This window comes from Enterococcus sp. HY326, assembly GCF_026157065.1.
GTDB lineage: Bacteria > Bacillota > Bacilli > Lactobacillales > Enterococcaceae > HY326.
Map to the genome: position 1 here is coordinate 140391 of NZ_JANLGQ010000004.1, position 23298 is coordinate 163688.

At 40.0% G+C, this 23298-nt stretch carries 24 protein-coding genes; 18 read left to right on the top strand and 6 right to left on the bottom strand.

The genetic code is table 11. The features are described from left to right. Window positions 1-68: 68 nt before the first annotated feature. Entirely contained in the window at window positions 69-4313 is a 4245-nt protein-coding gene (locus ORH16_RS11340) for a 2-hydroxyacyl-CoA dehydratase (protein WP_265458952.1), read from the top strand. A 305-nt stretch (window positions 4314-4618) separates the two neighbouring features. Next, on the top strand, window positions 4619-5326 hold the full coding sequence (locus ORH16_RS11345; protein WP_265458953.1) for a GntR family transcriptional regulator: 708 nt from the start codon (window positions 4619-4621) through the stop codon (window positions 5324-5326). 66 nt (window positions 5327-5392) lie between these two features. Here the strand turns inward: ORH16_RS11345 and ORH16_RS11350 are convergent, their stop codons facing one another. Then, entirely contained in the window at window positions 5393-6028 is a 636-nt protein-coding gene (locus tag ORH16_RS11350; protein WP_265458954.1) for a YigZ family protein, read from the bottom strand. A gap of 126 nt (window positions 6029-6154) precedes the next feature. On the opposite strand from ORH16_RS11350, the gene ORH16_RS11355 reads away from it, so the two are divergent. From ORH16_RS11355 to ORH16_RS11365, 3 genes are all read left to right on the top strand, one after another. Further along, entirely contained in the window at window positions 6155-6442 is a 288-nt protein-coding gene (locus tag ORH16_RS11355; RefSeq protein ID WP_265458955.1) for a hypothetical protein, read from the top strand. A 77-nt stretch (window positions 6443-6519) separates the two neighbouring features. After that, the gene (locus ORH16_RS11360) at window positions 6520-6840 is read left to right on the top strand and encodes a PTS sugar transporter subunit IIB (RefSeq protein WP_265458956.1); all 321 of its coding nucleotides are present in this window, start codon (window positions 6520-6522) and stop codon (window positions 6838-6840) included. A gap of 60 nt (window positions 6841-6900) precedes the next feature. After that, window positions 6901-7218 carry a hypothetical protein gene (locus tag ORH16_RS11365; protein ID WP_265458957.1) on the top strand — a complete coding sequence of 106 codons (318 nt, stop codon included), beginning with the start codon at window positions 6901-6903 and terminating at the stop codon, window positions 7216-7218. A gap of 117 nt (window positions 7219-7335) precedes the next feature. Here ORH16_RS11365 and ORH16_RS11370 read toward each other — a convergent pair whose 3' ends face one another. Next, window positions 7336-7563, bottom strand: coding sequence for a DUF378 domain-containing protein (locus tag ORH16_RS11370; protein WP_265458958.1), 228 nt, complete (start codon window positions 7561-7563; stop codon window positions 7336-7338). 588 nt (window positions 7564-8151) lie between these two features. On the opposite strand from ORH16_RS11370, the gene ORH16_RS11375 reads away from it, so the two are divergent. From ORH16_RS11375 to hpf, 3 genes are all read left to right on the top strand, one after another. Beyond that, window positions 8152-9246, top strand: coding sequence for a helicase-related protein (locus tag ORH16_RS11375; protein ID WP_265458959.1), 1095 nt, complete (start codon window positions 8152-8154; stop codon window positions 9244-9246). Continuing rightward, window positions 9236-9925 (top strand): ComF family protein, encoded by a 690-nt coding sequence (locus ORH16_RS11380; protein WP_265458960.1) that lies wholly within the window; start codon window positions 9236-9238, stop codon window positions 9923-9925. Before ORH16_RS11375 ends, ORH16_RS11380 begins: the two co-directional genes overlap by 11 nt. 118 nt (window positions 9926-10043) lie before the next feature. Beyond that, window positions 10044-10598 carry a ribosome hibernation-promoting factor, HPF/YfiA family gene (gene hpf, locus ORH16_RS11385; protein WP_265458961.1) on the top strand — a complete coding sequence of 185 codons (555 nt, stop codon included), beginning with the start codon at window positions 10044-10046 and terminating at the stop codon, window positions 10596-10598. A 219-nt stretch (window positions 10599-10817) separates the two neighbouring features. Here hpf and ORH16_RS11390 read toward each other — a convergent pair whose 3' ends face one another. Beyond that, window positions 10818-12758 carry an ABC-F family ATP-binding cassette domain-containing protein gene (locus ORH16_RS11390; RefSeq protein WP_265458962.1) on the bottom strand — a complete coding sequence of 647 codons (1941 nt, stop codon included), beginning with the start codon at window positions 12756-12758 and terminating at the stop codon, window positions 10818-10820. Between the two features lie 311 nt (window positions 12759-13069). Between ORH16_RS11390 and ORH16_RS11395 the strand changes: the two genes are divergently transcribed. Beyond that, window positions 13070-13723: a redox-sensing transcriptional repressor Rex gene (locus ORH16_RS11395; protein WP_265458963.1), complete on the top strand. Its 654-nt coding sequence runs from the start codon at window positions 13070-13072 to the stop codon at window positions 13721-13723. Between the two features lie 73 nt (window positions 13724-13796). On the opposite strand, the gene ORH16_RS11400 is transcribed toward ORH16_RS11395, so the two are convergent. Then, window positions 13797-14141, bottom strand: a complete 345-nt coding sequence (locus tag ORH16_RS11400) for a thioredoxin family protein (protein ID WP_265458964.1) — start codon at window positions 14139-14141, stop codon at window positions 13797-13799. A 179-nt stretch (window positions 14142-14320) separates the two neighbouring features. Here ORH16_RS11400 and ORH16_RS11405 point away from each other — a divergent pair, with 179 nt between their 5' ends. Beyond that, window positions 14321-15370: a permease gene (locus tag ORH16_RS11405; protein WP_265458965.1), complete on the top strand. Its 1050-nt coding sequence runs from the start codon at window positions 14321-14323 to the stop codon at window positions 15368-15370. Between the two features lie 13 nt (window positions 15371-15383). Then, window positions 15384-16226 (top strand): TIGR03943 family putative permease subunit, encoded by an 843-nt coding sequence (locus tag ORH16_RS11410; RefSeq protein WP_265458966.1) that lies wholly within the window; start codon window positions 15384-15386, stop codon window positions 16224-16226. A 148-nt stretch (window positions 16227-16374) separates the two neighbouring features. Here ORH16_RS11410 and ORH16_RS11415 read toward each other — a convergent pair whose 3' ends face one another. Both ORH16_RS11415 and ORH16_RS11420 read right to left on the bottom strand, forming a co-directional pair. Next, entirely contained in the window at window positions 16375-16680 is a 306-nt protein-coding gene (locus ORH16_RS11415) for a UTRA domain-containing protein (protein ID WP_265458967.1), read from the bottom strand. Between the two features lie 14 nt (window positions 16681-16694). Then, window positions 16695-17096 carry a GntR family transcriptional regulator gene (locus tag ORH16_RS11420; protein ID WP_265458968.1) on the bottom strand — a complete coding sequence of 134 codons (402 nt, stop codon included), beginning with the start codon at window positions 17094-17096 and terminating at the stop codon, window positions 16695-16697. A 378-nt stretch (window positions 17097-17474) separates the two neighbouring features. Here ORH16_RS11420 and ORH16_RS11425 point away from each other — a divergent pair, with 378 nt between their 5' ends. From ORH16_RS11425 to ORH16_RS11455, 7 genes are all read left to right on the top strand, one after another. Next, window positions 17475-18617 carry an acetylornithine transaminase gene (locus ORH16_RS11425; protein ID WP_265458969.1) on the top strand — a complete coding sequence of 381 codons (1143 nt, stop codon included), beginning with the start codon at window positions 17475-17477 and terminating at the stop codon, window positions 18615-18617. Between the two features lie 250 nt (window positions 18618-18867). Then, window positions 18868-19896: an N-acetyl-gamma-glutamyl-phosphate reductase gene (gene argC, locus ORH16_RS11430; RefSeq protein ID WP_265458970.1), complete on the top strand. Its 1029-nt coding sequence runs from the start codon at window positions 18868-18870 to the stop codon at window positions 19894-19896. 27 nt (window positions 19897-19923) lie between these two features. Continuing rightward, on the top strand, window positions 19924-21114 hold the full coding sequence (argJ, locus tag ORH16_RS11435) for a bifunctional glutamate N-acetyltransferase/amino-acid acetyltransferase ArgJ (protein WP_265458971.1): 1191 nt from the start codon (window positions 19924-19926) through the stop codon (window positions 21112-21114). A gap of 62 nt (window positions 21115-21176) precedes the next feature. Then, window positions 21177-21929 (top strand): acetylglutamate kinase, encoded by a 753-nt coding sequence (argB, locus tag ORH16_RS11440; protein ID WP_265458972.1) that lies wholly within the window; start codon window positions 21177-21179, stop codon window positions 21927-21929. A gap of 266 nt (window positions 21930-22195) precedes the next feature. Further along, complete coding sequence (locus ORH16_RS11445) at window positions 22196-22462, top strand: IreB family regulatory phosphoprotein (RefSeq protein WP_265458973.1); 267 nt, start codon at window positions 22196-22198, stop codon at window positions 22460-22462. Continuing rightward, complete coding sequence (gene ruvX / locus ORH16_RS11450) at window positions 22462-22890, top strand: Holliday junction resolvase RuvX (protein ID WP_265458974.1); 429 nt, start codon at window positions 22462-22464, stop codon at window positions 22888-22890. Before ORH16_RS11445 ends, ruvX begins: the two co-directional genes overlap by 1 nt. Before the next feature lie 22 nt (window positions 22891-22912). After that, window positions 22913-23242 (top strand): DUF1292 domain-containing protein, encoded by a 330-nt coding sequence (locus ORH16_RS11455; protein ID WP_265458975.1) that lies wholly within the window; start codon window positions 22913-22915, stop codon window positions 23240-23242. The last annotated feature ends 56 nt before the right edge of the window (window positions 23243-23298 follow it).

Genomic DNA, 23298 nt, shown 5'->3' on the forward strand with positions numbered 1-23298 from the left:
TAATATTTGTTAATTATCTCACTTGAGACAGGTTTTACTAGGCTGATAGAGCCAAGGAGATGAAAAATATGACAATTAGAGCAGGAATTGACGTTGGTTCCACCACGGTAAAATTGGTTATTTTGACCGAGGGAAATGAGACGATCTTTGCAAAATACGAACGCCATTACTCTGATGTTAAGCAAGCTACGATTAAAGTTTTAAAAGAAGCACAAGAAATTTTAAATAATCAAGAATTAACGATGACTATCACAGGCTCCGGTGGAATGGGCTTGGCAGAAGTTTTAGACATTCCCTTTGTCCAAGAAGTGATTGCCTGTACGAAAACTGTCGAAGAAATTATTCCGCAAACCGATGTTGCCATCGAACTTGGCGGCGAAGATGCTAAGATTACTTTTTTTCAAGGTGCTTTAGAACAGCGGATGAACGGTTCTTGTGCGGGAGGAACCGGGGCTTTCATTGATCAGATGGCCGTCCTTTTAAAAACAGACGCCAATGGAGTCAATGAATTGGCTAAAAATTATACAACTATTTATCCAATTGCTTCCCGCTGCGGCGTTTTTGCCAAAACGGATGTGCAGCCTTTGATTAATGAAGGAGCGGCTAAAGAAGATATTGCTGCAAGTATTTTTCAAGCAGTGGTCAATCAAACAATTGCCGGTTTAGCAGCGGGCCGGAAAATTACCGGGAAAATTGCTTTTCTCGGTGGACCGCTATTCTTTATGTCTGAGCTGCGGCGGCGTTTTATTGAAACCTTAGATATTGCCGATGAAGATGTGATTTTCCCAGAAAATCCTCAGCTGTTTGTGGCGATGGGAGCCGCTCTTTATTCTGAAGGCAATCAGGCAACCTCTTTAGAAAAATTATTAGATTCCTTGGAAAACGGTGACCAAGAGCAATTGGCACCAACGGATACTTTAGAGCCGCTTTTTAAAAATGAAGAAGAGTTGGCGTTGTTTAGAAAACGCCACAACCAAGCTCAAGCAAGTCAAAAAGAATTAGCGCAACATTCTGGTGTGGCCTTTTTAGGGATTGACGCTGGTTCAACAACAACAAAAGTTACTTTGATTGATGAAGAAGGCAATTTGTTGTTCAGCCATTACGGTAACAACCAAGGGCAGCCATTAGAAACAACGATGGCAGTCTTAAAAGATTTATACAGTCAAATGCCGGCTGATGTTTTCATCGGTAAAGCGGCCGTGACTGGTTATGGCGAGCAATTAATAAAAAATGCACTGAAAATTGATATCGGTGAAGTCGAAACGATGGCCCATTATAAAGCGGCCAATCATTTCCAACCAGGCGTTGATTTTATTTTAGATATCGGCGGTCAGGATATGAAGGCGATGACCATTAAAGATGGCGTCTTGTCGTCAATCCAATTGAACGAAGCCTGTTCATCTGGTTGCGGATCGTTTATTGAAACTTTTGCTAAGTCTTTAAATTTTGACGTGAAGGACTTTGCTTTAGAAGCCTTGAAATCAAAAACACCTGTAGATTTAGGTTCCCGCTGTACCGTGTTTATGAATTCAAAGGTTAAGCAAGTGCAAAAAGAAGGGGCGACTGTTGGCGATATTTCAGCAGGCCTTTCTTATTCGGTTATTAAAAATGCGATTTATAAGGTTATTAAAATTCGCCGCCCAGAAGAGCTGGGGAAAAAAATTGTCTGCCAAGGCGGGACTTTTTATAATGAAGCTGTTTTGCGGGCCTTTGAAATGATCAGTGGCCGCCAAGTTGTCCGGCCCTCGATTGCCGGCTTGATGGGGGCTTATGGTGCGGCTTTAATTGCTTTAGAAGATTATGAAATTGGTGAAGAAACCACAACCTTAGCTGCCGATGAGTTAGATGCTTTTACAGCGGATAAAGAATTCACCCATTGCGGTCTTTGCGAAAATAATTGTATGATGACGGTCACCGTTTTTTCAGATGGTCGCCGCTTTGTTACGGGTAACCGTTGTGAGCGGGGCGCCCGTATCAAGGTCAAGAAAGAAGACCGTAAAGTTAATTTGGTTGATTATAAATATAAACGTCTGTTTAAATACCGTGCCTTAAGAAAAGACAAAGCAACAAGAGGCATCGTTGGGATTCCTCGGGTATTGAATATGTATGAAAACTATCCGTTATGGCATACAATTTTCACCGATTTAGGTTTTAGAGTACAGCTGTCACCGCGATCAAACAAAGAATTATATGAACAAGGGATGGAAACCATTCCTAGTGATACTGCTTGCTACCCAGCCAAAATTACCCACGGTCACATTCAAGCATTAATTGATGACCAAGTGCCGTTAATTTTTTACCCCGGTGTTGTTTTTGAAAGAAAAGAAGATGCCAAAGCGGACAATAATTTTAATTGTCCAATCGTTCAAAGCTATCCAGATGTAATTAAAAATAATGTCGATGATATTCGTGACGGCAAAGTCGATTACCGCAATCCTTATCTAAATTTAGGCAATGAGGAGTCGGTGATTAAAGTTATGAGCGAAGCCTTTGCGGACTTAGGCATTTCAGAAGAAGAGATGGCTGACGCCGTGCATCACGGTTATGAAGAGCTGGAAAACTTTAAGGAAGATATTCGGCAAAAAGGCGAAGACACCTTGATGATGCTCAATCTGAAAAATGAAAAAGGCATCGTGCTGTCAGGCCGGCCTTATCATTTGGATCCGGAAATTAATCACGGTATCGCTGAAGTGATTACTCAAGAAGGCTTCCACGTCTTAACTGAGGACAGCATTTCTCATCTGGCTAATGTCGGTAACTTGCGAGTTGTCAATCAGTGGGTCTACCATTCCCGCTTATATGCAGCTGCTCGGGTTGTAGCCAAATCAAAAAATTTGGAATTAGTTCAGTTAAATTCCTTTGGTTGTGGCTTAGATGCCGTTACGACTGATCAGGTCGAAGAAATTATGGATCAATACGGAAAAATTTACACCGTCTTGAAAATTGATGAAGGTTCTAATCTTGGTGCGATTCGTATCCGTCTGCGTTCACTAAAAGCAGCCGTCGGAGAACGCAGCAAAATGCATTTTGAACCGATGAAACGCTATGAAGAACCAGAAAAAATTATCTTTACGAAAGAGATGAAGAAAAATCACACGCTATTGATGCCGATGCTCAGCCCAATTCACCAAGAGGGCTTAGTTGATTTAGCCCTGCAGGCCTCAGGCTATGATGTTGTCTGCCTGCCTTCAGAGGACAATGAAGCGATTAATGTCGGCTTGAAATACGTGAATAATGACGCCTGCTACCCAGCAATTATTTCCATCGGACAACTTGTGGAAGCTTTGCAAAGCGGCGACTATGATTTAAATAATGTCTCGGTGATGATGACACAAACCGGTGGCGGCTGTCGGGCCACCAACTACATTCCGCTTTTGCGAAAAGCCTTAAACGATGCAGGCTTTGAACAGGTGCCAGTCGTGTCAATCTCGATGGGTAATAAAGGTGTAGAAAGCAATCCTGGTTTCAAATTTACTTTACCGATGATTAAACGGGTCGTTGTTGCCTTCTTATATGGTGACTTGTTTGAACGCTTAGTTTATCGCACCCGGCCTTATGAATTAGAAAAAGGCATGATTGATCAAAAGCACAAAGATTGGCTGGCTAAGATTGCTAAGAATGTTAAAAACGGTTCCCTTACACAGTTCAATATGAATATGAAAAAAATTATTCAAGATTTTGATACCGTACCGTTATTAGATGTTGTGAAACCAAAAGTCGGTGTCGTCGGAGAAATCCTAGTAAAATATTCGCCAACTGCAAATAACGACATCGTGCGCCTTTTAGAAAGCGAAGGGGCCGAAGCCGTCGTGCCGGATATTGTTGGCTTTATGAATTATTCCTTATACAACCAAATTTGGAAGTATGACAATATGGGCATGTCTAAGCAAAGCAAAATGTTAGCGCAATTTGCGATTCGGGTTATTGAGATGGTGGAAAAACCAATGGACAAAACGTTGCGGAAATCCAAACGCTTTGATGGAATTCATTCCATTTACGATATGGCCGAGGAAGCCGGTAAAATTTTATCCATCGGCAATCACACTGGTGAAGGCTGGTTCTTGACTGGCGAGATGATTGAATTGTTAAAAGACGATGTTGATAATATCGTCTGCATGCAGCCATTCGGGTGTCTGCCTAATCACGTTGTTGGCAAAGGTGTGATTAAAGAATTGCGCCGCCAATATCCAAGAGCTAATATTGCAGCGATTGATTACGATCCAGGGGTGTCGATAGTCAACCAATTAAATCGGATTCGCTTGATGATGGCAACAGCGGAAAAAATGTTAGCATCAAAAGCTGCCGTTCAGTAAAAAAGTTTAAGTTAAACAAATGATAAAAAGACTTTAAATAAACGTCTTACAAAATGAAATGAAGTTGAACCAGACATCAAAAAGTGGAACAGCTGAAAGGCTGCCATTTTATGAAGGCTAACGATAGCGTCACAACTGGTCCAAATATTTCGAAAAGTAAGGGCAGTTTGCTTGAAGTCTTTTTCTGATTGTCTTTTTTCAAGAAAATTTGTAGTTTAGGTATATACCAGTTATAATATATTCAAATATACTACTCAGCAGGGCTAGAGAATGTCTGAAAAGTCTGAGTATTGGAGGAATTTAAAATGGCTGGCAATTTACCAGTATATATTCAAATACACGATCAAATAAAAAAAGAAATCGAAAGCGGCCACTGGAAAGTCGGCGACCGCTTGCCTTCAGAACGAGAGCTTTCCGTCACCTTTGGCGTAAGCCGCATGACTTTAAGACAGGCGATTCAAACTTTGGCAGATGAAGGGATTTTAGAACGGAAAATCGGTTCTGGAACGTATGTGGCCCGTGAAAAAGTGCAAGAAAAAATGACGGGCACCACCAGTTTCACCGAGATTATGCACTCGCAAAATCGCGAACCCTCTAGTCGGACTGTTTCTTATTTTAAGACAACTCCAAGCTCCAGTGAAATGAAACATTTGGACTTGAAGGAACAAGATGCAATTATCCGTATGGAGCGGGTGCGGTATGCCGATGGCGTTCCGATTTGTTTTGAGGTGGCGGGAATTCCCCTCGACTTAGTGACAGATTTTAGTCGAGATGAAGTGACCAATTCTTTTTACAATACGTTAGAGGGTAAAGGTGGCTACAAAATTAATGGTGCTAATCAAACGATTTCGGCCCATCTAGCTTCCGAAAAAATTGCGGATTATTTAGAAATTAAAAAAGGTGATGCCATTTTGCGCCTGCGACAAGTTTCCTTTTTAGAAGATGGCCGGCCTTTTGAATATGTCCGTAGTCAATATGTGGGTAGCCGCTTTGAATTTTATTTAGAAAAATAAAAACTAGAAAAGGTTCCTCCCTGACGATGTTCTTAGGAAATCTTCAGGAGGACTTTTCTAGTTTTTTTATTGGACTAATGTTTCCACATAACGGCTTGTTCCCAGCGCAAAGCTGACTTGCCCGCTAAGCAAGTCAACCACTTGTTCTTGGAAGATTTCTTTTTCCACCTCGTCCACCATGCAGACAACTTGAACCCGCTCAGTGAATAACGTGTCCGCCACATAAATTTCTTGGGATTCAAGAAAATTTTGTAATTTTCCTAAGAGCGGGTATTCGATGTCGACAAAAATTTCCTGTTGCAGCCGCCCTTGCACAATGCCAATTTCCTTTAAGGCAGCGGAGACTGACCCGGCATAAGCCCGGATTAGACCACCGGCCCCAAGCTTGGTGCCACCAAAATAGCGAGTGACCACTGCGACGACATTAATTAGCTGATTTTTTTTCAAAACCTCCAGCATTGGAACACCGGCAGTACCGCTGGGTTCGCCATCGTCAGAGCTCCGCTGAATCTCACTTTGCTCACCGACGACAAAGGCTGAGCAGTTATGATTGGCCTTCCAATGCTCTTTTTTTATTTGGAGAATAAATTCTTTGGCTCCCTCCTCAGAGGTGACACGTTTCAGTCCGCAAAGAAAACGCGATTTTTTGACCTCTGTTTCCACCACACCATCGGCTTTGATGGTTAAATAATTTGCTAGCATTTTTCCCCTCTTCTTCAAAGTGATGTTTGTTACTGATAGTATAACAAAAACCTACCACAGATGAACAATTGATGATTGAAATTATCATAAAAAATCGGCATAATAAAAGAAAAAGCGGGTGATTGGATGAAGCAGCGTACACGGAAATACGATGGTTTGACCCATTATTTAAAAAGTAATAACGGCTCTCAGGTGACGTTGACCTTCACACAGTTTGACGAACTGCTTTTTCCTTACAGCGGCTTGCCGCAAACTGCTCAAAAAGATAAGGATTGGTGGGCCAACGACTATCTTCATCCGGAAAAAGGCGCATACGGCTGGCTAAATGCTGGCTATGAAGTGGTGGTGGTCAATTTGGCTAAAGAGTTTATTGTGTTTAACAAATTGGTAAAATCTAGCTCACTTTTAGGATAACAGACAGAAAGCGTTGACAACTCGTTTTGAACTTGTATAATTAATACTATCAAGCAGAGAAAGAAGAGGATTTAATTATGGCAAAAAAAACAATCATGCTAGTTTGTTCAGCAGGAATGAGCACTAGTTTATTAGTAACTAAAATGCAAAAAGCAGCAGAAGCACAAGGCGTAGATGCAGATATCTTTGCTGTATCAGCTTCTGAAGCAGATTCTTCATTGGAGCAAAAAGATGTTAATGTTTTACTTTTAGGCCCACAAGTTCGTTTTATGAAGGGTGACTTCGAAAAACGTTTGGCACCAAAAGGTATTCCATTAGAAGTAATCAACATGTCTGATTACGGTATGATGAACGGTGAAAAAGTATTACAACAAGCCTTAACTTTAATTGAAAAATAATTTGTGATTGATTGAGCTGGGTCAGGTTAATGACCCGGCTTTTTTTATTGGGAGGAAAATATGGGTTGGTTTGATTGGTTAGAAAACAGTTTAGTGATGTTTGCGGCTCTACTGTTAGTAGTAGGCTTAATTATCGGCACAAGAAAAATTTCTTGGAGCAAGTTAGAAAAATTTTTACTATCCTTAACTGTTGTTTTTTTCTGTCTAGACACACTGTGGTGGTGGCAGAGCTGGCATTTTTTCTGGAGTGATCTCGATTTTCAGATTGGCCAAGACACCTTTAAGCTGACGATCTTTTTTATCGGCTGGCTGATTAGTTATCTCAGCCTGCTAATAAAACGCTTGAACCGTTTAAAAAATAAAAAAAGCGGCTGCTAAAAATATTAGGCCGCTTAAGTAAAACTAAGTTTTCTGATAATCCTCCAATTGGCGAAGACTTGACACAAGTCATAAAAAGACATTCAACCAGTTGAACTATCTGTAACGTTGATTTTCTTACATTGTCGTGGTATCTCTGACTTCAGCAGTGCGAGAGATTAGCGGGAAGAAGCGTAAAGAATAAATAGCACAAATTCCGACTACCACATAAATAATTTTTGCTAGGATTGTTTCTGGTCCACCAGCAATAGCTGCAACTAAATCAAATTCAAACAAGCCCACTAATAACCAGTTTAAGCCGCCAACAATCAATAACCCCAAAGCGATAAAATCTAATGTTTTCATTATTATTTCCTCCTTCATTTAAGATAGCTTCATGCTAACGGCTTTCTCTAAGACTGACAATTAATTGGCCTAAATGTTTTTTTATGAAGCCTCTTTTCTGATTTAAAACTCCTTCAAATTTATGAGTTCATAATGACTGCGTTACTAGTCGAAAAAAATCTTTCTCCCACTTTTCCCGATGATTAAAGAGTTTCCTGTTGATTTTTGCAGATTACTTGCCTTTGTAAGAAACTCCTACTTTTAAAAAAGTCCATAAATCTTCTAGATTTCAAAAGCCCTAGAAATATTTGGAGGTTGCAATGTTTTTGTAATCTTATCAAAGCTTCTTTTAGATAAATGAAATCAAATTTTTTTTGCGCAATTTATAGCGGGGGCATTTATATGAATGAATTTTAAGGTCGCCGGGAGCTGCAACGAAAAGCGATTCGCAAAAAATCTAATTTAGCTTTTTCAGACAGCATGAAAATCAGCCAGTCGACGGTGGTATGTCAGTGCTGTGGAAGCTCTTTTTCAAAAGAAGCGGTTCGTCTACCTAATGGCCATTTATATTGCCCAAATTGTATTCAATTGGGGCGGGTTAGTTCCGACTTGGCTTTAGTCCATCAAAAAGAACCAGCTCGCATACCGCAAGCTGTTAAACTAATATGGGCGGGAAAGTTAGCGCCACAGCAAATTAGCGGCTCTCAACAGGTTTCAAAAGCAATGAAGCAAAAACGGAATTTATTATTGTGGGCGGTGACGGGTTCAGGAAAAACAGAAATGCTGTTTAAAGGGATAACAGCCGCTTTGAAAAGCGGTGAGCGGGTTGCAATCGTTGATGTCTGTCGGGAATTGTACCCTCGGCTGCAGGCTGTTTTTCCAGAAATTGATATTTTACTTTTATACGGCAGCTCGGAGGAAACCTATCGGTATAGCCTACTGACCATTTGCACGACTCATCAGCTACTGCGTTTTTATCAAGCATTTGATGTTTTAATTATCGATGAAATTGATGCCTTTCCCTTTGCAGATAATCCTCAGCTGGCCCACGGAGTAGCCCAAAGCCGCCTACCAAAAAGCAGTTTAATTTATCTGACGGCTACGCCTTCGCTTAAACTACTTCGACAAATCAAAGATGACTTTATGATTGAAAAAATTCCAGCCCGCTATCATCGCAGGCCACTGCCAGTCCCTAAATTATTATGGTGGAATAAGTGGCGGCAGCGCTGTGCTTCTGGAAAAAAACTCAAAAAATTGACTCAGCTCTTAAAACGATTATTGTCTCAAAATCGTGTTCTGCTTTTTTGTCCCAGCATTTCTTTGATGGAAATGTTAGCCGAACATTTAAAGAAAAATTTTCCCGAGTTGGCAATAGCCACTGTCCATGGCAATCATCCAAGACGGGAAGAAATTGTCACAGAAATGCGGGAAAATAAATACCAACTGCTTTTGACAACTACCATTCTTGAGCGGGGTGTCACCTTTGAAAAGCTCTCAGTAATTGTTTTAGGAGCGAACCATCGCGTTTTTAATCAAGCAGCTTTGATTCAAATTGCGGGTCGGGTTGACCGTAAAGGACCGCCAAGTCAGGGGGAAGTTATTTTTATTTACGATGAGATGACCAAAGCTATGCGTCAAGCGCTACGGGAAATTAATGCAATGAATCAGGCTGGTATCAAGGCGGGATTAGTAGATGAAGTGTAGCTATTGCAATCATGAAATTATTCGCAATCTAAATTTTTGGGAATTGCTGGTGCCGCAAAAAATGAAAGAATGGGAGCTTTGTCACGCTTGTCGTCAAAAATTTACTTTTCAAGGGCAGGTGTCGAACTGTTCAGGTTGTCAAAAACCAATGACTAAGCCGGGACTTTGTGGCGACTGTCAATTTTGGCGCTCATTTTATCCTCAGCTAGAATTTCAGCAGAAAAGTTTATTTGTCTATGATGCAGCCTTCAGTGAGTGGCTGAAGGAATACAAAATTTTGGGGAATTATCAGCTGCGCCATACCTTCACTAAAGAAGTCGAAGGACATTTAAAAAAATATCGCAAAGAAAATTTTCTGATTTGTCCGCTACCTCTATCTAAGAAAAGGTATCAAGAGCGGGGCTTTAATCAGGTTAGTAGCTTTTTAACTGCAGCTGAAATACCCATAACTGAATTATTAAAACGGCGGGAGACAGCGCCGCAATCGTTGAAAAATCGCCAAGAGCGTTTGGCGATGCCGCAGCCTTTTAAACTGAAGGCTGCTCCAGAGAAAATTAAAGGAAAGAAAATTTTATTAGTTGATGATGTCTACACAACAGGCCGAACAATGTATTACGCAGCTGTTCTTTTACAGTCAGCCGGACCCCAACAAATTCTCGGCTTTTCTTTGGCAAGATGATTAAAAATGATAGCGATTTATTTTGCAAAAGAATTAGACAAAAGTTATAATAGAATTAAGAAGAGGAGCGTGAGTGGTCCACGCTTTTCTTTATTGGTAGACGAAAGGGGAAATTGTTATGTTCAAATACAATGTCCGTGGAGAAAATATCGAAGTTACTCAAGCTATTCGCGATTATGTTGAAAAAAAGGTAGGAAAATTGGAAAGATACTTTACTGATGTTCCAGATGCTACCGCTCACGTAAACTTGAAGGTGTATACTGAAAAGACAGCGAAGGTCGAAGTAACAATTCCACTTCCGTATCTAGTTCTTCGAGCAGAGGAAACTTCGCCAGATTTATACGCAAGTATTGATTTGGTTGTCGATAAATTGGAGCGGCAAATTCGCAAATTTAAGACTAAAATCAATCGTAAATCCCGCGAAACTGCTGTCAACACAGCGGATGCTGCTGTTTTATTTAACGAAGAATCTGGTGAGGAAGAAACAAGCTCTGAATTAGATATCGTTCGTACAAAACGCCTATCATTGAAGCCAATGGATAGTGAAGAAGCGGTTTTACAAATGAATATGTTAGGACATAATTTCTTTATCTTTGAAGACGCAGAAACAAATGGCACCAGCATTGTTTACCGTCGTAAAGATGGAAAATATGGCTTAATTGAAACAAACTAAGCATGACTTAAAAAATTTTTGGAGCCGGACAGGTTTACTTGTCTGGCTCTTTTGATTTTTTTAAACAAGCAAATAAAGGCATTTAAGGGATTTACCAAATCCTGAACTAAAAAACTTTTTTGTCATCAAAAAAATCTGACAATCAGAAGACTGAGTGTCAGATGTCAAGGTTTTATTGAGTATGACTTTTTCTTTTACTACCGCATAAGTCAGTGCCCGCTATTTTTCTAGTTCTTCTAATTCTATGCTTAAGTTTTCCCATTCCTCTAAGGTGGCTTCCTGCTCTGCTGATAAGGATTCCAAGTCTTGATTCAAACTCATCAGCTGACTGTGATCATCGGCATATTTTGGGTCATTCATCTCAGCTTGTAATTTTGCAATGCTAGCATCCAGCTGCGCCAAGTCCTCTTCAGCCTGTTGGATTTTACGTTTTAAATTTCGTAATATTTTTTGCTGTTCTTTGTCTAAGAAGAATTGGTTTTTGGTATCTGGTTCGCTAACTGCTATTTTTTCAGGATTTTCTGCCGCCGCCAGTGCCGCCAATTCCTCCTCTTCTTTTTTCTTTTCTAAATAATAATCATAATCGCCTAGATAGACTTTGCTGCCATTTTCAGAAAGCTCAATCACTTTAGTGGCGATGCGATTAATAAAATAGCGGTCATGGGAAACGAAAAACAACGTCCCTTCATAATCGATTAAAGAATTTTCTAAAACTTCTTTATTGTCGATGTCTAAATGGTTGGTGGGCTCATCGAGAATCAAAAAGTTTTCTTTGTCCATCGAAAGCTTTGCCAGAGCGACCCGCGCTTTTTCGCCACCGCTAAGTAGAGGAATTGTTTTTTCAACATCGTCTCCGCTGAATAAAAAGCCCCCTAAAACAGTACGAATATCTTTTTCCGGAGTCGTGGGATGTTCGTCCCACAGCTCTGCCAAAACGGTTTTATTACTGTGAAGGTCGGCTTGACCTTGGTCATAATACCCAACAGAAACATTTGTTCCAAAGTGGGCTTCCCCTTTAATAAAGGGAATCTCGCCGATTAAAGATTTCAGCAGCGTTGATTTGCCAATCCCATTTGGTCCCACTAGGGCAACGGCTTCTTGTTTGCGGATGTCCAGATTGATTGGGTCAGATAAAATAGTCTGATCATAGCCGATGGCAGCATTCTCCACCTGTAAAACAACATTACCAGAGACTTTATCAATCGCAAATAAAAAGGAAACTGATTTTTCATCTCCTTCAGGCCGATCCATCCGATCCATTTTTTCTAATTTTTTTCGGCGGCTTTGGGCCCTTTTAGTGGTGGAGGCCCGTACGAGATTACGGGCAACAAAATCCTCAAGTTTAGCAATTTCTGTCTGTTGTTTTTCATAGGCCTTCCACTCAGAGGCGAGCTGTTCGGCTTTTAAATCTAAATAACGGGAGTAGTTGCCCTTATAATTTCGCAGTTTATGGCGGGAGAGTTCATAAATCTCATTGACCACTTTATCCAAAAAGTAGCGGTCATGGGAGACAATTAAGAGAGCCCCCGTATAGCCCTGCAAATAATTTTCCAACCAGCTGAGGGTTTCGATATCTAAGTGGTTGGTGGGTTCATCCAAAATCAAAATATCCGGCCGCTGCAAAAGTAATTTTGCTAGAGCCAAACGAGTTTTTTGACCGCCAGATAGGGTTTCGATTGATTGTTGATAAAAAGTTTCATCAAAATTAAAGCCATGAAGGACGGAGCGGATTTCGTTTTCATAACCATAGCCGTTTAAATCAGAAAAATCATGCTGCAGTCGATCATATTCCTTTAAGACACTTTCGTACTGCGTGCCTTCAGGAGTGCTTGTTGAAATGATTACTTCCAATTCCCTCATGCGGGCCTCCATTTGACGAACCTTTTCAAAGGCCTTCAGCATTTCCTCCCAGACGGAATCTTTTGAAGCAAGACCGGTATCTTGAGCCAAATAGCCAAGAGTCGTCCCCTTGACTTTCGTGATATTGCCGGCATCCGGTGCCTCAATACCGGCAATTATTTTTAACAGGGTCGATTTGCCGGCACCGTTACGACCTACCAAACCAATTCTAGAATTAGAGCTGACTTCCATTTGGATATTTTCAAAAAGCGACTCCGCACCGAAGTAGCGAGCCACTTGATTTGCCTGTAATAACAGCATATGAATCCTCTTTCTACAGTAAATTTGCTGAACATAGTGTATCATATTTTACTTGAATCAGCGACCTTGTGAACTAATTCTAAAATTATCACAAAGTTAAGCTAATTTATTGCTTTTTCCTGATGGTTACTGCTATTATTAGGCTGTCACTATTTGTGAAAGAATTTTTTAGATTGACAGGTGCAAGGGTAGTAAAGTTTTGTGAAAGCATTTTATTCAAAAGGTTTGAAATACTACATCAGCGAAAAGCTAGCCAGTTCAGCTAAAAATTACGATAAACAGTTTCATGTGGATGAACAAGGAGGATAATTATGAAAGATCATGTAATTCCCAAGGCGACGGTCAAACGTTTGCCGCTATATTACCGTTACTTAAGAATTTTAAACAACGCCGGCAAAACAAAAGTTTCATCAACCGAACTAAGTGAAGCAGTCCAAGTGGATAGCGCTACGATTCGCCGTGACTTTTCTTATTTTGGGGAATTAGGCAAAAGAGGTTATGGCTATGACGTGGAAAGCTTGATGAATTTCTTTGCTAAAACTTTAAACGATGACCAATTGACCAATGTTGCTTTGGTCGGTGTCGGAAATTTAGGTTCAGCTTTATTAAAATATAAATTTCACCAAAGCAACAGCATTCGTATCAGCTGTGCCTTTGATGTTAATGAAGAAATTATCGGCAGAATTGTCGATGGTATTCCCGTTTACCCAATGGAGGATATGCTGGAGCAGATTCGTGTTCAGCAAATTGAGGTGGCAATTTTAACCTTGCCGGCTGCCAGAGCCCAAGAGGTAGTCAAGCAGCTTGGAGAAGCTGGGGTTAAAGGCGTGCTAAACTTTACTGCTGCTCGTTTATCAGCACCAAAGGATGTTTTAATTCAAAATGTTGATTTGACGAACGAATTGCAAACATTGATTTACTTCCTGCACAATAATAATTCTGCTACACCAGAAGAAAAAGCTTAAAAAAGAGCTGAATTATCTTTTCACTGGATCTTACTCACCAGTGATTCGATAATTCGGCTCTTTTTGACGACCATTATTTAAATAAGGTTTCATAGTCAACACTCGTGTCGCTCGCTTGTAAATCTTCAACTAAGCTGCTGATTTTTTCAAAATTGATAAAACGAGCTTGTCGTTGCAATTCTTTTCCCTTTGAAAAAACCAATACCGCCGGAGCCGTCATCACCTGAAATTCACCAGCAACTTCCGGCACCTCAAAGGCATCCAGATGATATAGCGGGACTGCTAAATCCTGCGCCAATTTTTCCAAACGGGGCTTGACCGCTACGCAAACGCTGCAATCAGGCATCGAAATATATAAAATGCTGACTGGCTCTTGTAATGCGCTTTGGATTGCTGCAATATCTGAATATTTTTCCATTTGACCACCTCAAGTTTGACTTCTTACCTTTATTTTAGTCGGGTTTATCAAAAATACCAATAAAATGCTTGCAGGACAACATTTCGTTTTCTAAGGACAAATTAAAAATCGAAAAAAATCTTGTAGTTTTTTTCTAAGAGGCGTATTCTTGAAAAGAATTTACAGGAGGTTTGGATTCTATGTTTGATTTTTTACCCAGCTCAGTTTTACAAATGAGTACAATCTTTCTTTCAATTGTTATTGAAGCTCTGCCTTTTGTTTTATTAGGCTGTATTATCTCCGGTGCATTGCAGGTTTTTTTAACACCTGCCAGAGTTAAACGTTTTTTACCGAAAAATAAAATTCTCTCCATTCTATTCGGTTCCTGTATGGGCTTTTTCTTTCCCTCCTGCGAGTGTGGTATTGTGCCGATTGTTCATCAATTTGTAAAAAAAGATGTACCTGTCTACACGGCGTTTGCTTTTATGCTGACAGCCCCAATTATTAATCCAGTCGTTATATTTTCAACTTATATCGCCTTCAGTAATACGTGGCGTTACGCTATTTTGCGGATGGTGGGTAGTTTTATTGTTGCCCTTGTGGTAGGCCTGTGGCTAGCTTATTTATGTAAAGAACAAGTGCTGAAAACCCGTTTGAACGAAGCCTTCAGTCAGCATCATTTGTCGAAAATTCCTGAGACAGTAGTAGCAGGCGCTAATCAAGTTATTGCAAATGCGAACTTTACAGCTACCAGCTTTTCAGAAGCTGTTCTGGAAGATAGTAGCGTTGAAGAGAAAATAGTTAAGGACTCTCATGAAAAAGAACATCATCACCATGGGAATGAAAAGCAAGGTTTTCTATCACAGGTGGGCAATGTCTTGGTTCATGCTATTGATGAATTTTTTGACACCGGTCGTTACTTGATGATTGGTGGTTTAATTGCGTCGGCCATGCAAACCTATTTGCCGACCGGGGCCATGCTGACACTGGGCTCAAATACTTTTTTGGCGATTTTGGTGATGATGGTTCTAGCCTTCACTATGTCTTTGTGTTCAGAAGCTGATGCTTTTATCGGCTCATCACTGCTCAGCTTATTTGGTTCCGCTCCAGTCGTAGCTTTTCTAGTTTTCGGTCCAATGGTGGATATAAAAAATTTATTGATGATGAAACGCTATTTTTCAACAAAATTTATTTTACAGTTAGTCGCCATCATTACGGTGACTGTTTTGATTTACGGTTTAGTCATTTAAAGGGGGAGCAATTGTGCTGCGTTTTTTAATTTTATCTGGTTATTTTGAAGTGATGATGTATCTGATGGTCACGGGAAAATTAGATCAATACATCAATATTCATTACCAATATTTAGCAATACTTTCGATGATTTTAGCTCTCGTCTTGGCTCTCGTTCAATTGTATCTGTGGATGACTGGCAAAACGGAACAGTCTCACCAGCATGAAGAGGAGCTAGACCATGATCATCATTTGAATAAATGGTATCAAAAATTAAGTTCCTATGGCTTATTAATAATCCCACTACTGGTAGCAACTGTTTTTCCAACGGCTAGTTTAGATGCAACGATTGTGGAAGCGAAGGGGATTACCTTTCCCATCAGTGAAGAGTCTGTCGGCGATCCAGAGATGAATACCCAATACTTGCGGCCGGACACGAGCATTTATTACAATGATTCAGATTACAACTCTATGATGGAAACTTTATTAAGCAAATATGAAACAGATAACACAATTAAAGTCACTGATGATAACTACTTGGAAATTATGGAAATCATCTATAATTATCCCAGTATCTTTCAAGGAAAAACTATTAAATACACCGGTTTTGTTTTTCAAGCGCCACAGGGTGAAGCCAATCAAATATTTGCCTTTCGCTTTGGTGTGATTCACTGTGTTGCTGATTCGGGTGTTTTTGGTCTATTGAGTAATTTGCCAGCAGGAATCAGCTTTGAAAATAACGATTGGGTGACTGTTGAGGGAGTTATCGGCACAACTTATTATGCACCTCTGGAAAGTAGTATTCCTTCTATTCAAGTGACATCGATTGAAAAAGTCAACGCCCCGAGCAATCAATATGTTTATCGGGCCTTTTAAAAATGGCTATTTCTCCGTGATTTGTAAAATCAATAAGAAAATTTTATTGGAAAATCAGCTTGTGCGTCTTTAAAAGCTCTTATTGAATAAAACACAAAAAAGCTCCCGCAGTTTATTCGACTGCGGGAGCTTTTTTTGACTAAATAGTTCAGGCTGTTTTTGCCTCAACAAAAGTGATTCTACGGTCATTACCAATACTGCGGCAGATGGAATATTCAATCGGTTTACTATCTTTTAAATAAACGACTTGTTCTGTAACCAAAATACTTTGGCGATTAGGTACCGCTAAAAGTTTTTGATCTTCTTTTGTTGAATTTTCCGCGTAGACGGATTTAAAAATGCCGCCAAAACGCAGATGCAAAGTATCAACTAAATGACGGTAAATCGAGTTTTCGATAATTTCTTCGGTCAATTTGGGCACCATTGAAACCGGTATGTAGACGTCTTCTTTCACGTAAGGCTTGCCGGCTAGCGTGAAAATCTTTCTAGATAGTAAACAGGCTGTTCACGGCTAATGCCTAATTGTTGCTGTGTTTCCTTATCAGGAAACTGCACTTCAAAATCTAAAATCGAAATATTTAATAAATCAAATTGTTCTTCTGACAGCTGCAATTTTTCATATTCAAATTTTTGTAGACAATCAGTGGAATTACCCCAGAGTGCTGGACTCATTACGCGGGTTCCTGAACCTCTTTGCGAGTTAATCAAGCCTTCGTTCATTAGGAGATTCAACGCTTTTTTTATTGTCATCCGGCTCACATTAAATTCTTCAACAAATTCAGTTTGATTTGGCATTAATTGATTTGGCGGATAACTGCCTGAACGAATTCTTTCGCGAATAGCGGCTGCAATTTCTTCATATTTTGTCATAATTATTTCCCCCCTGTATCTTTAGTATAGTGAGCAAAGTATACTTATACAATCAATCGAATTTTCATTTCAATTCGAAATTCAAGTGTTTTTTGAAAGCAAGAATACATAACAATTAAATGTAAGGCTTTCTTAGTACAAAATCTTGTTCTCGGGGATAAATGGATTACATGATAACGAAAAATGATTCTAATTAAGGACTTTTTTCTGCTAAAAAATTTTTTTTACCAACATGTAAAAGATGGAAATTGAAAATTATTGTTTAAAACTTTTTTTTGAATATTCATTTCAAAACCAATTCATTTTTACATAAATATTCTTTGACATGCATAAAATGATTGGTTATACTTTTGAAAACTACAAAAAAGAGGCGTAAATATGAGTAAATTATTCAATAATTATGGACGGCAGGCATTTGAAATTATTTCAGGACAAGGTTCGGTTGTAAAAGATGATCAAGGTCGTGAATTTTTAGATTTTACCAGCGGCATCGGTGTAATGAATGTAGGCTATGGTCATCCCCAGTTGGTAGCAGCTTTGCAGCAGCAAAATGAAATCTTGTGGCATATGCCCAATTTATATCAAAGTCAGCTGCAGGAAACGGTCGCTGAAAAATTAATCGGTAAGCAAGATTATTTGGCCTTTTTTTGCAATAGTGGCGCTGAAGCGAATGAAGCGGCGATTAAACTGGCCCGCAAAGCTACAGGTCGCAGCAAAATTATTACGTTTATCGATTCCTTTCACGGAAGAACTTATGGGGCGCTGAGTGCAACTGGTCAAGCTAGTATTCAAGAAGGCTTTGGTCCGATTGTGCCAGATTTTATTTATCTTCCGTATAATCAAATGGGAGAACTGGAAAAAGTTTTGGATGACAATACAGCGGCTGTAATGCTGGAAGTAATTCAAGGGGAAGGCGGTGTTTTACCGGCGGATGAAGCATGGCTGCAACAATTGGCCGTTCTCTGTCAAAAAAATAATTCGTTGCTAATCGTCGATGAGGTTCAAACCGGCATGGGGCGGACTGGTAGTCTCTTTGCCTTTGAGCAATTTCACATCGAACCAGATATAATTACTCTGGCAAAGGGCTTAGGTAATGGGATTCCTGTTGGCGCCATGCTTGGTAAAAGCAAACTTGGAGCAGCCTTTGGTCCTGGAAGCCACGGCTCAACCTTTGGCGGCAATAAATTAGCCATGGCAGCCGCCAATGCCGTGTTAGATATTATGCAGGAGAAAAATTTTCTTACAGCTGTTCAGCAAAAATCCGCTTTACTTTTTAACGAGCTTCAAAAAATTGAATCAGATAAAATTGTGGAAATCCGCGGCAAAGGCTTGATGGTGGGACTGGTGATTGCCGACGAATTTTCTGTCAAGGAGATTATCCAAGAATTACAAGAGCAAGGACTGCTGACTTTGCGGGCCGGCCAAAATGTTTTGCGACTATTGCCCTCATTGACCGTGACTGAAGCGGAAATTAAACAGGCGACAGGACTCATTCAAAACGTTTTAACCAAATCAAATTAAAATAGAACTGTGGGATAAAGCTTGGTAGTAAGGCAATCACTGGCGAAACTTTTTAAAATAAAAGTTTTAAATGTTTGCCGAAACTCTTCATTGAAAGAGTTTCTTTTTGACCAAGCAGTTCCCGCAGTTTCTCTTTTTGAATTCTTTTTGAATAAAAAATTGAGAATTTACAATAAAAACTAATAAAAAATCATTGACATGCATAAAAATATTTTCTATAATCAGAGTTATTAAAAGACGAGGTGATTGAATGAAGGCGGCAATTGTTGGAGTTACAGGTTATACAGGAATTGAGTTGATCCGCTTGATTCAAGGTCATCCTCATTTAGAAATTGGAACTTTATGCAGTGGCACAATGCATAAAAATGATATTGCTGAGCTTTATCCTCATTTAAAAGGCTTAGTGCATCAACCAGTGGAGGCTTTTGATGCTAAAAAAATAATGTCAAAAAATGAACTTGTCTTTTTTGCAACACCAGCGGGCATTAGTAAAGAAAATGTTGCCGCTTTTCTAGAAGCTGATTTTCCGGTGATTGACTTGTCGGGTGATTTGCGTTTAAAAAATCCAGCGGACTATCAAAAGTGGTATCAAAAAGAGCCGGCTACTGCAGAGATTTTGGAAAAAGCTTTTTATGCAGTACCGGAATTTTATGACAAGCCGGTTGGAAATTTGATTTCAAATCCTGGCTGCTATGCGACAGCCACTGAACTGACATTATCGCCATTAATCAAAAATCATTTGATTGATTTAGATTCGATTGTGATTGATGCAAAGTCTGGCTTATCAGGAGCCGGTAAGAAGCTGACGGAGGCTAGTCACTTTGTTAATGTGCAGGAAAATATGAGCATGTACAAGGTCAATCAGCATCAGCACATTCCAGAAATCGTGGCCCATCTCAAACAATTTGATCAAGAGTTAACAACACTCCAGTTTACGACAAGCTTAATCCCTATTACGAGAGGAATTTTAGTTTCCTCTTATGTCAAATTAAAAGCAGGGACCACAAAAGAGCAAGTAGCTGAAGCTTTTGCTTATTATGATGACAAACCGTTTGTGCGGATGCAGGAGGAAAATCAGCTGCCTCAAATTAAGCAGGTCGTGGGATCAAATTTTTGTGACATTGGCTATGTCATCAATCCAGAAAATAATTATCTGACACTGGTCACTGTGATTGATAATTTAGTAAAGGGCGCTGCGGGGTTAGCGCTGCAAAATTTTAATAAATGGGCGGGAATTGATGAGACCAGCGGCTTGTTGGCTGTTCCTATTTTCCCTTAATCAATAAAAAGAAACGAAGGTAAGGTTATGGAAATCATTTCAGGGACCATCGCAGCTCCTCTTGGCTTTTATGCAGATGGACAGCACTGCGGATTGAAAAAAGAGAAAAAAGATATCGGTTGGTTTTATTCAGAGGTGCCGGCAGCGGTGGCTGGAGTTTTTACCACTAATAAAGTTCAGGCAGCTCCTATCAAATGGGACAAAGAAATTGTCAAGAATGGCAAAGTACAAGCAGTCGTGGTGAATTCGGGAAATGCCAATGCTTGTACTGGACCAGCTGGCCATGTGGCTGTAAAAAAAATGGCTGAACAGGTTGCCGAAAAGTTAGCGATTCCTACTGAGTTGGTGGCAGTTTCTTCGACTGGCATTATTGGTCAAGCGATGCCTCTAGAAACGCTTGTGACAGGAATTAGCAGTTTAGCAAAAGACGGCAACGCGTATCATTTTCATGAAGCAATTTTGACGACAGACACGGTGACAAAAGAAATCGTGGTAACTGAGGAAATCGCTGGGGAGAAAATTACCCTCGCTGGTGTCGCTAAAGGCTCAGGGATGATTCATCCTAATATGGCGACGATGCTGGGCTATGTTACGACAGATGCCAATATTTCAGCAGAACTGCTGCAGGAAATTTTAAAAGAATTAACAGATGTCACCTTTAACCAAATTACCGTTGATGGCGATACCTCGACAAATGACACAGTTCTAGTTATCGCAAACGGTTTGGCACAAACCAAGCCGATTTTAAAAGACAGCGAAGCGTTTGCGCTGTTTAAAGCGGACTTGCATTTTGTATTAGAAACGTTGGCCAAAAAAATTGCCCAAGACGGCGAGGGCGCTACGAAATTAATCGAAGTAGAAGTCACTGAAGCAAAAGACCCGTTGGCAGCTCGGATGGTTGCGAAATCTATTGTTGGTTCGGATTTATTAAAATCGGCAGTCTTCGGTAAAGATCCTAACTGGGGTCGCATTCTCTGTGCCGGCGGTTATGCTGGCGTTGATTTTGATTTTGAAAAAGTCACGATAGCTCTAGCAGGAATTCCTGTTTTTGAAGCAGGGATGGCGGTTCAATTTGATGAAGAGCTGATGGCTGAAAAATTAGCCGATAAAGTCGTTCCTATCAGCATGTCATTGGCTGAAGGCCAAGCCTGTGGTAAGGCTTGGGGCTGTGACTTAACTTATGATTACGTCAAAATTAACGCCTTGTATTCAACGTAAAAAATTAAACACATTCAAATAATTTCATGAAAAATAAATTGGTTAAAAAGGAGCTGGCTGACATGGCTGGAACAATTGTAATTAAAATGGGGGGCGTAGCCTCAGATAATTTAACACCGGAATTTTTCACTCAAATTCGTAAATGGCAGGCCCAAGGAAAACAATTGGTAATTGTTCATGGCGGCGGCCATTATATTTCTGAAATGATGGGGACGTTGAATATTCCGGTGGAAATTAAAAATGGGCTGCGGGTAACCACAGCTGAAACGTTGGAAATTACTCGGATGGTTCTTTTAGGCAGGGTTCAGCCGATGATTACCACCACGTTTCAAAAGGCTGACTTAACGCCAATTGGCTTAAATGCCGGCTGTGACCAACTAATTCAAGGCTCGATTATCGATCAAAATTCTTTAGGTTTTGTCGGTCAGGTTGAGGAAATCAATACTGAGTTGATTGAAGTGTTGTTGGAAAAGAAACATATTCCAATTATTGCACCTTTAGGAATCACAAGTGAAGGTCAATGGTTAAATATCAATGCAGATGATGTTGCCTGCAAAGTGGCCAGCGCTTTACAGGCAGAGGAATTATTTCTATTGACAGATGTCCCTGGGATAAAACAGGAAAACCAGTGGCTGTCTGAGGTGCAGGCGGATCAATTAGACAATTTGAAATCAGCCAAAGTAATCACGGGCGGCATGATTCCTAAATTGGAAAGTGCCAAAAAAGCTTTAGAAAATGGCGTTGGCTTGGTCCACATCAGTAACGCTATTGATTATGCTGGCACTAAAGTTGTTTATCCGGCAGTTGCAGTTTAAAAAAAGAGACTTCAAAAGGTATTTTATTGATAGATAATTCATGAAAAAAATTATCTGTGGATATGTTACTTGTTGGAGTCTTTTTCTGTTGCAGATTTTAAAGCGTACACTAGTTATTTTTATTTCTTGTGCTAAGGTCTACTTTTGTTTATCAAAAGATGATTCAAAGCAAATGTAAGAATTATTTAATTTGTAGTTTATGCTTAAGTCTAGTAAAATGTTATTTGAAAAGAAGGAAATCCCAGAAGGAAAAAGAGGTGTTGAAGATGGGTTTTACAGATGAAACAGTTCGTTTTGATTTTGATGACAATCATAAAAAAGCTGTCAGTGAAACATTGGCGATTGTCTATCATGCATTAGAGGAAAAAGGGTACAATCCAATTAATCAAATTGTCGGCTATTTGCTGTCAGGAGACCCGGCTTACATTCCCCGTTATCGTGATGCCCGCAACTTAATTCGCCGGCATGAGCGGGATGAAATTATGGAGGTTCTGGTTAAACATTACCTCGCTGAAAATGGGATTAAATTCTAATGCGGCTGATGGGTTTAGATGTCGGCTCAAGAACAGTCGGCGTGTCAGTCAGTGATCCGTTAGGCTGGACTGCGCAAGGGGTGGAAATTATCCGCATCAATGAAGATGAGGAAAATTTCGGCTTTGAGCGGTTAAAAGAGCTAGTGGCAGAGTACGAGGTGACAAAATTTGTCGTCGGTCTGCCGAAAAATATGAATAACACCATCGGACCTAGAGCAGAAGCTTCCATGGCTTATGGTGAAAAAATCAAAGCATTATTTGATTTACCAGTGGACTATCAAGACGAACGCTTGACAACGGTACAGGCTGAGCGGATGCTCGTGGAAGAAGCAAATGCTTCCCGCGCAAAACGCAAAAAAGTAATCGATAAGCTGGCCTCTGTCATGATTTTGCAAAATTATCTCGATAGCCACAGTCATCAACTATAATTTTTAGAAAAGAGGAATTCCAATGACAGAACATCACCATCATCATGACCATGATCATCATCACCACGATCACAACCATGAAGGACATGAACATATTACTTTAGTAGACGATGAAGGCAATGAAACCCTTTATGAAATTCTGTTAACTGTGGACGGTCAAGAAGAATTTGGTCGCAACTATGTGTTGCTTTATCCAGCCGGCTCACCAGAGGACGAAGAAGTAGAATTACAAGCTTATGCTTACATCGAAAACGAAGACGGCACAGAAGGCGAACTGGAACCAATCGAGACCGACGCAGAGTGGGATATGATTGAAGAAGTGTTCAATACTTTTATGACTGAAGAAGAATAAACAGTTGATTTATTAGGCTAAACCCTTGTTGGATAAGGGTTTAGCCTTTTTCTTTT